The organism is Maritalea sp. S77, from assembly GCF_049801075.1.
Lineage (GTDB): Bacteria > Pseudomonadota > Alphaproteobacteria > Rhizobiales > Devosiaceae > Maritalea.
The window spans coordinates 93,356-107,192 of record NZ_JBNAGG010000006.1 but is presented as its reverse complement, the minus strand read 5'-3'; the positions used below and the strand labels follow the sequence as shown (position 1 = coordinate 107,192).

The 13,837-nt window shown below is 52.2% G+C and carries 13 protein-coding genes; 10 read left to right on the top strand and 3 right to left on the bottom strand.

The genetic code is table 11. The features are described from left to right. The first annotated feature begins 62 nt into the window (after window positions 1-62). The 5 genes from ACP15Y_RS16105 (at window position 63) to ACP15Y_RS16085 (ending at window position 5,845) form a co-directional block, all read left to right on the top strand. Window positions 63-683 carry a J domain-containing protein gene (locus ACP15Y_RS16105; RefSeq protein ID WP_424984134.1) on the top strand — a complete coding sequence of 207 codons (621 nt, stop codon included), beginning with the start codon at window positions 63-65 and terminating at the stop codon, window positions 681-683. A gap of 117 nt (window positions 684-800) precedes the next feature. Then, on the top strand, window positions 801-1,781 hold the full coding sequence (gene cobS, locus ACP15Y_RS16100) for a cobaltochelatase subunit CobS (protein WP_424984133.1): 981 nt from the start codon (window positions 801-803) through the stop codon (window positions 1,779-1,781). 21 nt (window positions 1,782-1,802) lie between these two features. Next, entirely contained in the window at window positions 1,803-3,689 is a 1,887-nt protein-coding gene (gene cobT / locus ACP15Y_RS16095) for a cobaltochelatase subunit CobT (RefSeq protein WP_424984132.1), read from the top strand. Then, window positions 3,646-4,680, top strand: coding sequence for an esterase-like activity of phytase family protein (locus tag ACP15Y_RS16090; RefSeq protein ID WP_424984131.1), 1,035 nt, complete (start codon window positions 3,646-3,648; stop codon window positions 4,678-4,680). Before cobT ends, ACP15Y_RS16090 begins: the two co-directional genes overlap by 44 nt. A gap of 118 nt (window positions 4,681-4,798) precedes the next feature. Beyond that, window positions 4,799-5,845 (top strand): M42 family metallopeptidase, encoded by a 1,047-nt coding sequence (locus ACP15Y_RS16085; protein ID WP_424984130.1) that lies wholly within the window; start codon window positions 4,799-4,801, stop codon window positions 5,843-5,845. A gap of 60 nt (window positions 5,846-5,905) precedes the next feature. Here the strand turns inward: ACP15Y_RS16085 and ACP15Y_RS16080 are convergent, their stop codons facing one another. Then, the gene (locus ACP15Y_RS16080; protein ID WP_424984129.1) at window positions 5,906-6,292 is read right to left on the bottom strand and encodes a DUF6326 family protein; all 387 of its coding nucleotides are present in this window, start codon (window positions 6,290-6,292) and stop codon (window positions 5,906-5,908) included. A gap of 123 nt (window positions 6,293-6,415) precedes the next feature. Between ACP15Y_RS16080 and ACP15Y_RS16075 the strand changes: the two genes are divergently transcribed. Together ACP15Y_RS16075 and ACP15Y_RS16070 are read left to right on the top strand one after the other, a co-directional pair. Then, on the top strand, window positions 6,416-7,081 hold the full coding sequence (locus ACP15Y_RS16075; RefSeq protein WP_424984128.1) for a TetR/AcrR family transcriptional regulator C-terminal domain-containing protein: 666 nt from the start codon (window positions 6,416-6,418) through the stop codon (window positions 7,079-7,081). Between the two features lie 29 nt (window positions 7,082-7,110). After that, a complete protein-coding gene (locus tag ACP15Y_RS16070; RefSeq protein ID WP_424984127.1) occupies window positions 7,111-7,767 on the top strand; it encodes a 2-hydroxychromene-2-carboxylate isomerase in 657 nt (218 codons plus the stop codon). A gap of 76 nt (window positions 7,768-7,843) precedes the next feature. On the opposite strand, the gene ACP15Y_RS16065 is transcribed toward ACP15Y_RS16070, so the two are convergent. Together ACP15Y_RS16065 and rpmB are read right to left on the bottom strand one after the other, a co-directional pair. After that, window positions 7,844-8,485 carry a queuosine precursor transporter gene (locus ACP15Y_RS16065; protein WP_424984126.1) on the bottom strand — a complete coding sequence of 214 codons (642 nt, stop codon included), beginning with the start codon at window positions 8,483-8,485 and terminating at the stop codon, window positions 7,844-7,846. A 131-nt stretch (window positions 8,486-8,616) separates the two neighbouring features. Further along, window positions 8,617-8,907 (bottom strand): 50S ribosomal protein L28, encoded by a 291-nt coding sequence (gene rpmB, locus ACP15Y_RS16060; RefSeq protein WP_424984125.1) that lies wholly within the window; start codon window positions 8,905-8,907, stop codon window positions 8,617-8,619. A 239-nt stretch (window positions 8,908-9,146) separates the two neighbouring features. Between rpmB and ACP15Y_RS16055 the strand changes: the two genes are divergently transcribed. The 3 genes from ACP15Y_RS16055 (at window position 9,147) to ACP15Y_RS16045 (ending at window position 13,682) form a co-directional block, all read left to right on the top strand. Then, complete coding sequence (locus tag ACP15Y_RS16055) at window positions 9,147-9,968, top strand: DUF3108 domain-containing protein (RefSeq protein WP_424984124.1); 822 nt, start codon at window positions 9,147-9,149, stop codon at window positions 9,966-9,968. A gap of 468 nt (window positions 9,969-10,436) precedes the next feature. Beyond that, window positions 10,437-13,286, top strand: coding sequence for a helicase-related protein (locus ACP15Y_RS16050; protein WP_424984123.1), 2,850 nt, complete (start codon window positions 10,437-10,439; stop codon window positions 13,284-13,286). Beyond that, window positions 13,287-13,682 (top strand): RNA-binding S4 domain-containing protein, encoded by a 396-nt coding sequence (locus ACP15Y_RS16045; protein ID WP_424984122.1) that lies wholly within the window; start codon window positions 13,287-13,289, stop codon window positions 13,680-13,682. The last annotated feature ends 155 nt before the right edge of the window (window positions 13,683-13,837 follow it).

The window sequence follows — 13,837 nt, the reverse complement described above, 5'->3', positions numbered from 1 at the left end:
TTTCTCTTTTCCGTTTTTGCGCTAAAAGGGTTCCCCCTTCATAAACCAATTGAGCTGAGAAATTGCAATCCAAGCTGTTCGATAAAATTCGTGTCAAGAAAAGAGCCTCTTCTGCCGCAAAGCCAGAAGATGATTCACCACGCTGCGCATGGAAAGGTTGTGAGGAACCCGGCACCCATAAAGCGCCCAAGGGGCCAAACACACCCGGCCACCACCAATTCTGCCTGGCCCATGTGCGCGAATATAACAAAAATTACGACTTTTTCTCTGATCTGGGCGACGACGAAATCAAGGACGCTATGACCGATCGCTCTGGCGGACGTCCCACTTGGGATGTGCGTGGTGGCAACCCAGCCCCCAAAAGCGCCAGCGATTTGCCCCCGCGGACCAAAAAGAAAAAGCGCCACGATCCGTCAAATGTGTTTGCCCGCTATGCCCGCATGCAAGGCAAGTCCGGCGGCCCAAATCGTTCAGCAGACCGCAAAGTGCTTGAAGCAGATCGCAAAGCGCTTGAAATGCTTGGCGTTGGCCCAACCGACGGCCCAGACACCATCAAAGTCGCCTATAAAGATCTGGTGAAAAAGCACCATCCGGACATTAATGGCGGCGACAAAAGCTCGGAAGAGCGTTTGCGCAATATCATCACCGCCTATAACCATTTGAAAGCCAAAGGGTTCGTTTAACCACATTAGCCCCTTGGGTGCGCCACAATTTGCTGTTATAGAATTCTCAACTAAAACCTTACCCGCCATTTTCGGCACTATGCCGTGCTTCGGCCAGACCTGACGAAGGCATCCGCTATGACTGAACAAACCGCTCCATTGCCAGATACCGAATATAATGTTCGCGAAACTTTCGGCATTGATACTGACCTTGTGGTGAAGGGCTATAAAGAACGCACAGAACATGTGCCGCCGCTTGACCCCGACTATTTGTTCGACAAGGCCACAACATTGGCCATTTTGGCTGGGTTTGAACATAATCGCCGCGTGATGGTGCAAGGCTATCACGGCACGGGTAAATCAACCCACATCGAGCAAGTTGCAGCGCGTCTGAACTGGCCTTTGGTACGGGTAAACCTCGATAGCCACGTCAGCCGGATTGATTTGGTGGGCAAGGATGCGATCGTTTTGAAAGACGGGAAGCAGATCACTGAATTCCGTGATGGCATTTTGCCTTGGGCATTGAAAAACAATATCGCCATCGTGTTCGACGAATATGATGCAGGCCGCCCGGATGTGATGTTTGTTATTCAGCGCGTTTTGGAAGTGTCTGGTCGCCTGACCCTGTTGGACCAAAACAAAGTGATCGAACCTCACCCTGCGTTCCGTTTGTTCGCAACCACCAACACCATCGGTTTGGGCGACACTTCAGGCCTTTATCACGGCACACAACAGATCAACCAAGGCCAAATGGACCGTTGGTCCTTGGTGACCACGCTGAACTATCTGCCGCACGAAAAAGAAGTGGGCATTGTGTTGGCCAAAGCCAAACAGTTCCAGAATGAAGAAGGTGAGAAAACCGTGTCTAATATGGTGCGCTTGGCCGATATGACACGTCAAGCCTTCATCAATGGCGACCTGTCAACGGTGATGAGCCCACGGACTGTGATCACTTGGGCGGAGAACACCCAGATCTTTGGCGATATCGGCTTCGCGTTCCGCCTTACCTTCCTCAACAAATGTGATGAGTTGGAACGTGCCGTTGTGGCGGAATTCTATCAACGTGTATTTGGCACCGATCTTCCAGAATCTGCGGCCAATATTGCGCTGAGCGCCTAACCGCAAATCCAAAGAGGCACCATGTCTTTATCCGGGAAAAAGCAAAACCGGGCCGACCCGACCGCCAAGCTGAAAGAAGCCATTGGCGCCACGGTACGCACCGTTTCTGGCGAACGCGAATTGGAGGTGGCCTTCACCTCCGACCGGCCGCTTTTGACCAAAGACAAAGCGCGACTGGCAAACCTGCCCCGCGTGCCCAAAGCAGAAGACATTGCCATAGCACGTGGACAAGGCGACGCCATGTCCATGCGTTTGGCTGCCCACGACATCAAAAAACACAATCGCTATGCACCGCAAGACCCCGAAGCCCGGGCCGTTTTTGATGCGCTCGAGCAAGTGCGTGTGGAAGCCCTTGGCGTTGAACGCCTGCCCGGCATGAAAGACAATTTGTCTGCCATGCTGGAAGACAAAATGTTTCGCGCCAACTATTCCAACATCAAAGACATTGCGGACGCGCCATTGGCCGAGGCCATGGGGCTGGTGTTGCGCGAAAAAATCGCAGGCATGAAAGTGCCGCCCTCCGGTGAAAAGCTGGTGGATTTTTGGCGCGATACGATTGAGGAAAAAGTTGGCGATAGTCTCGACGATCTAAGCGCGTATTTGGATGATCAGGTTGAGTTTTCCAAACTGACCCGCAATGCGTTGCGCAATCTCGACATGATGATTGATGCCGACCCCACCGATTTGGACGGGGACGAGGACGAGAGCGGCGAAGACGCAGATCCGCAAAACGCACCGGATGAGAACGCGGATAAGCAGGATGGTTCCGCGGATCAAGAAGAAATGGAAATGGACGCCGAGCAAGCGCCTGGCGACACGGAGGAAGAGGGTGAGACCGAAGGGCAGGATGCCAGCCTTGAGGAGACCGAAGAGCAGGAAGCCCCGATTGAACAGGGCGACGACGCGGCCAACACCCCGCCACAAAATGACATTCCAGATCAGTTCCGCAATATGCCGGAATATAAGATCTTCACCACCAAATTTGATGAAGTTGTGGGCGCGGCAGAGCTGTGTCCGCCAGAAGAGCTCGCCCAATTGCGCGCCCTGCTCGACAAGCAACTGGATAGCTTGACCGGCGCCGTGGCGCGCTTGGCCAACAAATTGCAACGTCGCTTGATGGCACAGCAAAACCGCTCTTGGGAGTTTGACCTTGAGGAAGGGTTGCTCGACACATCGCGGATCACCCGTGTGGTCACAGACCCGTTGCAGCCTTTGTCGTTCAAGATCGAAAAAGACACCGATTTCCGCGACACAGTGGTAACGCTGTTGATCGATAATTCTGGCTCCATGCGTGGCCGCCCGATCACTATTGCCGCCATTTGCGGCGACATTCTTGCCCGCACGCTGGAGCGTTGTGGTGTAAAAGTTGAGATTTTGGGCTTCACCACCCGCGCCTGGAAAGGCGGCAAATCTCGCGAAGCCTGGATGCAAGCTGGCCGCCCGGCAAATCCTGGTCGGATCAACGATGTTCGCCACATCGTCTATAAAGCCGCTGATGAGCCATGGCGCCATGCCAAGGATAATCTTGGCCTGATGATGCGCGAAGGCTTGCTCAAAGAAAATATAGATGGCGAAGCGCTGCAATGGGCGCATAAGCGCATTTTGGGCCGGCCCGAAAATCGCCGCATATTGATGGTGATTTCTGATGGTGCCCCGGTGGATGACAGCACACAATCTGTCAATCCGGGCAACTATTTGGAAAAACACCTACGGTTCGTCATTGAAGATATTGAAACACGTTCGCCTGTTCAGTTGGTGGCCATCGGCATTGGCCACGATGTTACCCGCTATTACCGTCGGGCGGTCACCCTGCTCGATGCGGAAGAACTGGCCGGGGCACTTACGGACAATCTGGCCGATTTGTTTGACGAAGAAGCCCCATCGCAAGCCCGTGCGCGACGGCGCTAAATTTTTCAAATCCATGCTTTTGGTCGTCGGTCTTTGGGCCGGCGACAATTTGGCCATGGCCCAAAGCATTCCGCTTGATCTGCAATCAATCGACTATTTTCAAGGCCGCAACAAAGGCGACAAGATCGGCAAGCTAATCTGGCGCGGTGGCTTTGTACTGCATAATGAAAATGAGAATTTTGGTGGCTTTTCAGGCATCACCTTCACGTCTGCAGATGGCAAATTTGCCGCGGTGAGCGACCGGGGCTATTTCTTAAACGGGCAAGCCTTTTATGATCAAAAAGGCAATTTAAATGGCCTTGATAAACTTACGCTACGCTCCATCAAAAACTCCAAAGGCGACGATTTACCCACCGCCTTTTCCCGTGATTCTGAGAGCATCGAAACCATCTTCCGCGATGGTGTGCCCGGTGCGGTGCGGGTTGGGTTTGAACATCTCACCCGCGCGGCAGATTTTGAGTTGACCAATGGATGGCCGCAAGGCGCAGCAAAGGAAGTCGCTATTCCAGATTGGCTACGCCGCAATCGCCACAATGGTTCGTTGGAAGCGCTGTGCATTGCGCCACCTGCCTCGCCCATTGCGGGCTCCACCCTTATGCTCACGGAGAATGTGAAAGCCAAAGGCGGCGACCATGCGGCATGGCTTAAAGGCAATAAAGATCGCGGCGAACTCAGCTTCGCCCGTGAAGGTGGATATAAACCCACTGCATGTGCCTTCTTGCCCAATGGCGACTTGCTGATTCTCAAACGCGATGTGGGACTATTGGGTTTCACCATGCGGCTCGAGTTGATCACCCGTGATCAAATCAAGCCCGGCGCCCGCATTGAGGGGGAAACCATATTGTCAGCAGGCGGCCTCGCAGTGGACAATATGGAGGGAATGGCGGTGAGCCAAGGCCCCACAAACCTGCCACGCGTGACGCTGATCTCTGACGATAATTTCAATGGATGGCAACGTACTCTAATATTGCAATTCGATATACAATATTAAAATTTCGACAATTGCTTGAGTTTGCCGTAAATAGAAGTAACCTGTTCCGCCAGAGCTGGGGTCTGACCCCTAGGGCTCCCCGCCAGAACAACCAACGACCATAATAAGGGATATTTAGATGAACATCGACCTACTCAAACGCCTTTGCGAAACGCCAGGTGTGCCAGGACGCGAAGATCGCATTCGTGATTTGATCAAAAAAGAAATTGATGGGCTTTTTGATGAGGTCTCCATCGACCCAATGGGATCCCTTTTGTGCAAGCGCAACCCAACCAAAAAAGGCAAAGGCACTCCACAAAAAGTCATGCTGCTTTGTCATATGGATGAGATTGGCTTTTTGGTGTCGCACATCAGCGACAAGGGCCATATCTATATCGACCCTGTTGGCGGGTTTGATCCACGCAACTTGTTCTCTCGCCGTGTTTTGGTGTGCACCGATGAGGGTGACTATAAAGGCGTGATGAACCCAGGCGGCAAGCCAATCCATATTCAAGAGCCTGGCGATGCCAAAAAGGTTCCCGGCCTTTCTGAGTTCTTCGTTGATCTCGGCATGGGCGAAAAAACCAAAGACAAAGTAAAAGTCGGCGACTATATCGTGATGGATGAGCCATTGCTCGATCTTCAGGACAAAGTTGTGTCCAAAGCGCTCGATAACCGTGTGGCCTGTTGGTTGGGCATCGAATCAATTCGCAAATTGATCAAAGATGGTGGCGAGCATGAATGTGAGATCCACGTTGCTTTCACCACCCAAGAAGAAGTTGGCCTGCGGGGCGCCCGCACTGCCGCTTACGCCATTAAGCCGGATATTGGCCTTGGCATTGATGTGACCCTTGCTTGCGACACACCGGGTGTGCCTGAGCATCAGCGTGTGACCGTGCAAGGCGAAGGCGTTGGCCTTCACATCAAAGATTCAAGCTTCATCGCCGATATTGGCCTTGTGCGCGAGATGGAAGAGCTGGCTGAAAAGAACAAGATTCCTTATCAACGCACCATTTTGGCCCGTGGCGGCCAAGACGGTGCGGCGGCACAACAAGCCGCTGCCGGCGCAAAAGCCATCGGCATTGTGGTGGGCACACGCTATGTGCACACCGTAACTGAAATGGTCGACAAAACTGACCTTGGCGCTGCGCGCGATATTTTGGCGACTTATTTGGCCGCACATTAAACACAAGCGCTTTGCTGAATCACAAAGCCCGCGACGCAAGTCGCGGGCTTTTTTGTGTGGTTAAGCACGTGCCATATCGTCCGGCCACGTCCAAGCCAGATATGCAATGTATAGCATTGCCAACACTTCGACCGAGGCGAACAAAATGTAGTGTGGCGCAAGTGAGCCACCGCCGACAACAAACAAAATGGTGAGCACCACAGCCACCCAATTGGCAATGCGACAGCTTCTGCGTGGCAAAGCCCGCGATAAGAAAATCATCACAATCGCGATCTGGGCAAAGATGGCCGCCAATAGAATGAACATGGGTGTGATGGTAATGCCATCAATCACCCCAGTGGATGCTTCTGCCAAAAAGCCGGGGCTGATGAAAGACAAAACATCGGCAAAGACCATGTTGAACATGACCACGATCCAAAGGGTGGAGATTTTTTCAGAAACAGACATTGCGCCTCCAATCGGCTAACTAACTTGCATTATATATACAGCGTATATTTGACGCCGACCAGCTATAAATATACGCTGTATATGAGTCAAGCCCCTTGTGAGTTCGAGTAAAGTTGATTGCCCATGAGCCAGACATCCCAAATCGATAAACGTCGCACCCTAAACGCGCGAAAAATATCCGAAGCCGCAATTAAATTGGCTGATGGCCAAGGCATTGAAGCCCTTTCCATGCGCAAGCTCGCCACCAATTTGGGGGTAACAGCCATGTCGATTTACAACCATGTGGCAAATAAGGATGATTTGATCAGCCTGATGCTCGACCATGTGGTGACCGAGTTTGAACGCCCGCAAACCGATGGAGAATGGAAAGAGATGATGCGCAGGCGAGCGCATTCCATGCGCCAAGCCTTTCTAAAGCACCCATGGGCACCTTCATTGCTGATCTCCACCATCACCAATGGCGAACAAACCATGCGCGATGGCGACGCCACTTTGGGCTGTTTGATCAATGCGGGCTTTACCTACGCCGCCGCAGACTGGGCGCGCAATGCCATTGATAGCCATACTTTTGGCTACACGATGCAGGAGATAAACTTCCCGGTGGAGCCAGATGAATATCGCACCGCCGCCTCCCACTATCTGCCCATGATCAGTAAGACCGACTACCCCTTTCTTCATGGGGCAACCACGGCGCTGATTAATGAAGAATATGATGGCGTAACCCAGTTTGATTTTGGGCTCGAGCTCATTCTTGACGGGCTAGAGCGACAACGAAACACTGCCATTTAGGTGTCACACAACAATTAGAGCAAATTATTATGCCCGTGATCGAATATGCCTACTCCGTCCATTCTGCCTTTGCCTATATTGGCTCGGCAAAATTACAAGAAATCTGCGCTAAACATAGTGTCACCCTGATCCATCGTCCTATGTTGCTTTCTCCAGTGGTGCAGCAACAACGCAGCCCGACATTCAGAGCGCGGACCCAGGCAAACGTAGATTATTTCTTTGGACGTGAAATTGAACGTTGGGCCGAATATCGCGACGTACCGATCATCAAATATCGCCCGACATTTCACGATGAAGATTATGGCCTAGCCTCCGGCATGATTCTCGCTTTGGGTGATCGTGGGGCTACCATCGACGCCATGTCACACAAATTGCTGGAAGCGCATTGGCGCGATGATGCGGATCAATCTGACCTACCGACGCTGCATCGACTAGCCACCGAACTGGGCCATGACGCTGATGCCTTGCTGGCGGCGGCGGGCACGGAGGCAATTCAGAAAAAGCTGCAAGCCAATACCGAATGGGCCATTGCCAACAACATCTTTGGCTCCCCCACCTATATTCTAGATGGAGATCCCTTTTACGGCCAAGACCATTTGGATTTGGTCGAGCGGGCGCTCACCACCCCCTTTGCCCCATCCAGTTGGAAAAATCCGCCCGTTGCAGCCCTCAATAGGCAAAAATAAACCCCAAGCACAATTTACAATGCTTGGGGTTCGCTCACGATAAACGCTGCGCAAAGTGCAGCGTTTTGAATTTCAACTATGCCGCTGCCGGTTCTACTCGCGATGCAATCGCGCGCCGCAGCGCCTGATACGGCAACAAGAGCGCGACAACGGCCAAGGCCTTCACCAACATGTCGCCAACGGCCAATGAAAGGTAAAGCGGCGTTTCTGCGCCAAAGCTGAGGAATGGAACTGGGAAGCCCAAAGAGCTGTCTTCCATGCCAAACCAACCATCGATAAAGGCAAAGGCCGGGGCCATCGCCAATGAGAAGAACAGCAATGTGTCAATCACAGAAGCAATGCCTGAAGACACCAGCGGTGCTTTCCACCATGCGCCATTGCGCAAACGGTCAAAGATAGACACATCAAGCAGTTGCGCTGTCAAAAACGCGGTGCCCGATGCAACGGCAATACGCGGCGTCGCCAAAAAGATCGACATCAACACAGCAGTCGCAAAGCCAACAAACACGACAATCCGTGCTTTTTGCGGTCCGAAAAAGCGGTTGGTCAAATCTGTAACAAGAAAAGCGAAGGGGTAGGTAAAAGCGCCCCAGGTGAGGATGTCGGCCAAATTGGCAGGCCCCAATTGCGCTTGTACGGGAAATTGAACCAAATAGTTCGACGCTGTCACCACAACAGCCATGGCCAAAACGGCCACAAAAAGACGAGTGAGCACCATTTCATGCACCTCTATATAAGTGGCTAGACCGGCAGGTGACCAGCGCCACATCCAACAAAAAGCACCGCGCAAAAACTTTGCGCGGCACCAACGAAAATCTTCAAATTTTCAAGCAGCTCAAGCCGAAAGACTTAAGACGCTTCAGCAAGTGCCTTGCGCACTTCTTTTTTCACGGTCAATGCGCGTGGAGACAATTCAGTGTCTTTTGCTTTCAGCAAATAGGCATCCAAACCACCACGGTGCTCAACGGTGCGCAATGCAGAAGCTGAAACTTTCAGTTTCACACCTTCGCCCAACGCCTCAGACATCAAAGTCACACTGCACAAGTTAGGCAAAAACTTGCGACGAGTCCGGTTGAGCGCGTGGCTCACATTATTGCCTGACATCACGCCTTTGCCAGAAAGTTCACAACGTCGTGCCATTTTACTCACATCCTGTTCGGTCAACACCGACAAATCCGCTCTAAAGGCGGCGCCTTGTCGATCTCATATTAATGAAAAGTCGCGTCTAATTAGAGAACTTAGCCCCTTTAGTCAAGCACCTCAGTGCTGATTTGTCCCATTCTTGCCTTGAATCCTCCCCGATCACCGTCCAGTGTGAAGAAAAACTGATTCGAAGCGGCCAGTCGGCCAAGATTTTGTTTAGGGAGCATGGGCGAAACGTGGCCTTGAAACTGTCGACCGTCAAGCGCTTTTCCGCGCATTTATGTGGCAACTTCATCGCGGCGACAGCCGCCCTATTTTGCGCCGGCACCCTAAGCGCAGCAGCATTTGAAGCTGACGCCAATTACGTGGTGACCCTGCGCGGCGTCAATATTGCCCAAGTCAGTGTCGATTTTGACAATAATGGCCAATCCTATGCGGTTAATATTGATGGGCTGGTCTCCGGTCTCGCCAGTCTGGTGGCGGCGGGTACGGCCGATCTCAATTCTAACGGCAAAGTTGGGGCAAACGGACTACAGTCCGAACAATTCACGCTGGCAACAAAGGCCAACAACGAAACCTTCAAAGTGAAGTTTCAGGCGCAAAACAGCAACGTCACCAGTTTTCAAGTGACCCCCGAACTCACGGACAATGTAAACCGCGTGGAAGTAACTTCTGGCCACCGCAAGGGCATCAACGATCCCGTTGCGGCATTTCTGATCAAAGCCGATAGCCTTTCACCCGCCATTTGCAACCGCAGCATGGATATTTACACCGGCATTGAGCGGTTCGATATCGACATGAGCTTTGCAGAAAATCAAACCGCCACGTCCCAACGCACAGGCTATCAGGGCCCCGTTGTGCTTTGTAAATTGCGCTACAAGCCAATTTCTGGACATTTCAGCGACAGCGCAAGCACCACATACATGAAAAACAACCAGCGTTTTCTCATGTGGTTTGCGCCCCTCAAAAACACGGGATATGCGATTCCTTATCGCGTTTTGATCGGCACCGCATTTGGTGACCTTTCTATGGTTTTGACCCGCGTCAGCGTAAAATAAGCAAGTCTGCGCTTCCAATCTTGAGGGCACGATTCCTTTGCGCGCCCAATCCCAAAATGAAACGGCAATAGCTTTTTTGTAAATTTTCGCGAAAAAGCGCCTTATTTTCGGCGTTCAAAACGTTAAGATCGCAATTAATTTCAGGCCCTTGCGGTTCACACAAAAACAAGGCAGGTAAACAAAGTTACAATTTTAACCAATCCTTCATCATTCTAAACGGAAAAAGCCGAAATTATGGTAAAGTTTTGATTAAAAGTTTCAAAATTGTGGGCTGACCACCACTGCCCTACTATATACAGTATAGAACGAAATCAGAATATGGGGAAAAGCGCGATTCGGACTTTGTTTGTTCGCATTTTGTACTATTCGTAAACAGCACTGGCACCATCATCCCAACATGTTTCAAATTGAAACCGACATAAAGCGCGGCTAAAGCCACTTTTTGAAACTGTTTGGCCCAAAGAATCTATGAACGCACCTCACCATTTCATCCGCCCGGCAAAGGGCCCCAATCTCAAAGCCATTCTGGGGCCGACCAATACCGGCAAAACCCATTATGCGATTGAGCGCATGCTGGCCCACCGGTCGGGCATGATCGGGCTGCCCTTGCGGCTATTGGCGCGTGAGATTTATCAAACGCTGTGCCAGCGTGCGGGCAAAGAACATGTTGCCCTGGTGACAGGTGAAGAGCGAATCGTGCCAGACAAGGCACGCTATTGGGTGGCCACCGTTGAGGCGATGCCAACTGAACTGAGCGTTGAGTGCGTGGTGGTGGATGAAATTCAGACTGCCACCCATCTCGATCGTGGCCACGTTTTCACCGACCGGATTTTACACAGCCGCGGCACGCAAGAAACCTTGCTGCTGGGCGCGGGCACAATGGCCCCAATCATCTCGGCCCTGCTGCCCGATGTTGACATCATCATGCGCCCCCGCTTCTCAAATTTGGACTATGTCGGGTCAAAGAAAATCACGCGCCAGCCCCGACGCTCAGCTATTGTCGCCTTTTCCGCAAACGAAGTTTATGCCATCGCTGAACTGATCCGCCGCCAGCGCGGTGGTGCGGCAGTGGTGATGGGCGCGCTCAGCCCGCGCACACGAAATGCGCAAGTCGACCTTTATGAAAATGGCGACGTAGACTTTCTGGTGGCCACAGATGCTATCGGCATGGGGCTCAATCTCGATATTCACCATGTGGCCTTCGCCGCGGACATGAAGTTTGACGGCAAGCAATTGCGCCCCCTTACCCCGGCAGAGCTGGCGCAAATTGCCGGCCGCGCGGGACGGCACAAACGCGATGGCACATTTGGCATAACCGGTGGCTTGGAGCCCTTTGCCGATGAAGTGATCGAGCAATTAGAAACCCACCAATTTGCCCCGGTTAAAGTGATGCAATGGCGATCACGTGATTTCGACCTGCGATCGCTCGAAGCTTTGCAACAATCATTGGAAGTACCCGCACAGCATAAATTGCTGACCAACATCCCCACCGCCAAAGACCAAATTGCTCTCGAATTTTTGCAGCGACACCCCAATATCGGCGAAGTTAGAGGCCGTGAACAAACCAGTTTGGCATGGGAATGCGCGCAGATTCCGGACTATCGCAGCATTTCACCCGCACAGCATGGTGAGATAATTGCCACAATCTTTCAAAATCTTGGCACCAATGGCTATATTTTTGAAGACTGGATGGACGAACAGGTCAGCTTTTGCGACAATAGCGCTGGTGACATTGACACATTGTCCAACCGAATTAAACAAATTCGGACTTGGACTTTTGTCGCAAATCGTAAAAACTGGCTAAAAGATCCGACCTACTGGCGTGAAAAAACAAGTGAAATCGAAAACAATTTATCAGATGCGCTCCATGAGCGACTTACCCAAAGATTTGTCGATCGGCGCACCAGCGTCCTTCTGCGCCATTTAAGAGATAAGAATATGACGACACCTGAAATTTCCCAAAGCGGCGACGTATCCCTTGAGGGCCACAAAATCGGATCTATCGAAGGCTTTCGCTTTAATCTAAGTCCCGGCGAAGGGGGAGATGCAAAGAATTTGCGCACCGCCGCCGGCGTGGCCATTGCACCTGAAATTAAAAAGCGCGCTGAAAAAGTTGCAGATGCGCCGAATGATGAATTTGTGCTGGCGACAGACGGTTTGATCCGCTGGCGCGGCGAAATCATCGCAGATCTAGCACAAGGCGACGAACTGTTCCGCCCGCGCGCCGTGATCTTAGCAGATGAGAGCCTGAACGGCGCTGAATTAGAAGCCGTACAAGAACGGGTGAGCCTTTGGCTCAAGCATCATGTGAATACGCTGCTGGAGCCTTTGCTGCAATTGCGTGAACCAACCGAATTGGATGGCACTGCCCGCGGTGTTGCCTATCAAATCGCCGAAAAACTCGGCGTGCTGCCCCGTCAAGATGTGGCGCAAGAGGTTAAAGGCCTCGATCAAGACGTGCGTGGCGTGATGCGCAAAATGGGCGTCAAATTTGGTGCCTACCATATCTATGTGCCGCTTTCCCTTAAGCCTGCCCCGCGCGAGTTGGCGCTGGTGTTGTGGGCGCTGCAAAATGGCGGCGTGCGCCAGCCCGGCGTTTCAGAACTGCCGCAGGTTATTCTGTCTGGCCGTACATCCATCGATGTAGACCAAAACTTTGCCAAAGAGCTGTACGAAATTGCAGGCTTTAAAGTGGTCGGCCCACGCGCTGTGCGTGTCGACATTCTTGAGCGCTTGGCGGATTTGATTCGCCCCTTGATCAGCTTTGATCCCGCACGCAATCAAGACACTGAAGCACCCGATGGTGCAGCACCCGGCAATGGCTTCCGCGTTACTGTGGAAATGACATCTTTGCTGGGCTGCGCGGGCGAAGAGTTCAACGCCGTACTGAAAAGCTTGGGCTATCGCGTTAACCGCACAAAGATTGAACCAACGCCTGAAGCGGCAACAGATGCAGCCCCCGCTGCAGATGCTGAAACCACCGCAACGCCAGAAGAAGCAGCCGCAACCGAGGCCCCTACAGAAACACCGGAAGCGAGCGCAGAACTCGCTGAAGCCAAGACGGAAGCAGCTGAACCGGCAGAAGCGGAAGAACAGTTTGACGAAATCTGGTTCCCAGGTGGGCGCAACAATAACCGCAAGCCGCATGGGGCCAAGCAAGGCGCTAAACGCCCTGCAAAAGGCCAAAAGCGCGGCAAGCCAAATCAAGGCAAAGGGCCTAAGCGTCACGCCAACCAAAATCAACGCCCTGAGAAAAAGCAAAAGCCTATCGATCCCGATTCGCCTTTCGCCGCGTTGATGGCCCTCAAAAAACAATAAATGAACACGCCAGCGGGCAAACAACGCATTGATAAATGGCTGTGGTTTGTCCGCTGCGTCAAAACGCGCACCCTTGCGCAAAAGCTGGTTAATGGCGGCCACGTTAAAATCAATAAAGAGCGCTGCAGCGATTGTGCGCATAAAGTGAAGGTGGGCGACGTGCTCACCGTCACCCTTCCCCGCCAAATCAAAATCTATCGTGTTGTCGAATTGGGCGAGAAGCGGGGGTCAGCTACGCAAGCGGCTGAACTATATGAAGATTTAAGCCCGCCCCCACTGCCCAAATCGGACGGTCCTCGACCACTACCGCAAGCCGTGCGCGAAAAAGGCGCGGGCCGCCCCACCAAGAAAGAACGCCGCCAAACCGAGACCCTGTTGGGCAAAGAACCGCTCTGATTCTGCAACCATTTTGTTTTTGCGGCAAAAACAACTTGGCTTTTTCAAAATTCGCCAAACTTTGAAAAAGGAAACCCCGTTTCATGACTTGCACTTTTTGGGAAAAGGCTTTAGCCAATAAACCCATTCTGAAACCGTTTTTGTGCGGTCAAATA